Genomic DNA, 1,378 nt, shown 5'->3' on the forward strand with positions numbered 1-1,378 from the left:
CGGGGCGCCGCAGGCATAAACGGTCGCGTGAAGTTTTTGCTGTTTGCTTGGGCTTGGATGCCCAAAACAAACTCTCGCAAAAATAGCGACTCCCCTATTATTAGAGAGATAGTTATGAGAGCTATTGGCGTTATATTGCAATATAAGAGCCGTCCACATATTGCAATATATGTGTCGTCCACATAATCAACTGTTAGAAGGCAAGGAATGTATAAGTCAGCCATCATAATAAGCGGTTTCACCTTTGCTCTCTTAGCTTGTGTCGAACCTGTGAAATACAATGTTTGCATTTCTCAATCTGATGAAGGATTTATAGCACCACTAAGTGACGAATTATCACACCAGGGCATAGAGCATCAGATTAGAGGAAATCAGCTTTGTTACAAAAGCATTGATAAAGAACGTGTTAGCAGGGCAAGAAGTTTGGTTTCATCATTCAGGAATAGTGTGGCTACTGTACTGAGAGATGAGGCTACTGAGAGAAGGATTGTAGAGTGGCTTCTTATGGAGAAGAAAAGCTATGAGATCACTAAAACTACTGATGGTGATAGGTTTTTGATGGTTCACTCCGAAAGCAAAGGTGATTCAGAGCTAAATAGAAAGAAACTAATTAGTATAGAAAGGGGTAGTTAATTATGCCTTCTAACAATCAGCTCAAGCCGACCCGCCTCCGCGGCACTTATTTTGTGCTGTATAGCACAAAAACAAGCCCCGCTACGGTGGTCGGCTTAGCAAAACGTTATGTGGCATGTATATGAGTGACCTGAAAGTATTCAGAATTATTTTAATTTTCGCTGCGCTATTTTCTTCCGCATGCGAGCAACGAACTGCGCCCTGGGAGGCTGAAGCAAGAGATGTAGAAGCCACGTTGTTGTGGTTAGACGATGCCGACCCGATACGGATGGCCATTGATGATCTTGGTAGCAACAGCATTAAATTCTACCAGGTTTGCTCATATTCCTGTGCTAGCGTTGGTATTGGGTATTTGAACGGAAAGCGATGTTTTCCACTAGTTGAGCACATTCCTATAAAAGGAACCTCGGACATAATACTTTCCGAAGAGCATGAAAGATTAATGGGTGTCGCTCACAGATTTGCTACACAATACAACACCGAAGTTGCGAGGTTTCTGAATGATAAAGGTGTCTCTAAATGCGATCATGGTGTTGATTGGGGTGCTGCTCGTAATTCGTTAACAGATTTTGTGTGGTCCCTGAACAGGGATATTTCTAAACAAGGGCATGTTGGCGCATACCCAGTGAAGAATAAGTGGGGTCAGATTGAACCTCCCCCAGTTTAACGGGTACTTTTAATAAGCGACAATGTCGCAATAGGAGTATCCAAATGACTAGAAAACGCAAGCCATATAAGACCTACA

The 1,378-nt window shown here is 42.7% G+C and carries 2 protein-coding genes; both read left to right on the forward strand.

The genetic code is table 11. The annotated features are described in order from the left end of the window. Nucleotides 1-207 precede the first annotated feature (207 nt). Nucleotides 208-633, forward strand: coding sequence for a hypothetical protein (locus tag BOW52_RS16785; RefSeq protein WP_078485226.1), 426 nt, complete (start codon nt 208-210; stop codon nt 631-633). 121 nt (nt 634-754) lie between these two features. Continuing rightward, nucleotides 755-1,300 carry a hypothetical protein gene (locus BOW52_RS16790; RefSeq protein ID WP_135622623.1) on the forward strand — a complete coding sequence of 182 codons (546 nt, stop codon included), beginning with the start codon at nt 755-757 and terminating at the stop codon, nt 1,298-1,300. Nucleotides 1,301-1,378 lie beyond the last annotated feature (78 nt).

It is taken from the genome of Solemya pervernicosa gill symbiont, from assembly GCF_002020875.1.
GTDB lineage: Bacteria > Pseudomonadota > Gammaproteobacteria.

What these genes read in the sequence shown, in the direction of transcription:
- BOW52_RS16790 (WP_135622623.1), top strand. Translation starts at nt 755, where the DNA reads ATGAGTGACCTGAAAGTATTCAGAATTATTTTAATTTTCGCTGCGCTA.
- BOW52_RS16785 (WP_078485226.1), top strand. Translation starts at nt 208, where the DNA reads ATGTATAAGTCAGCCATCATAATAAGCGGTTTCACCTTTGCTCTCTTA.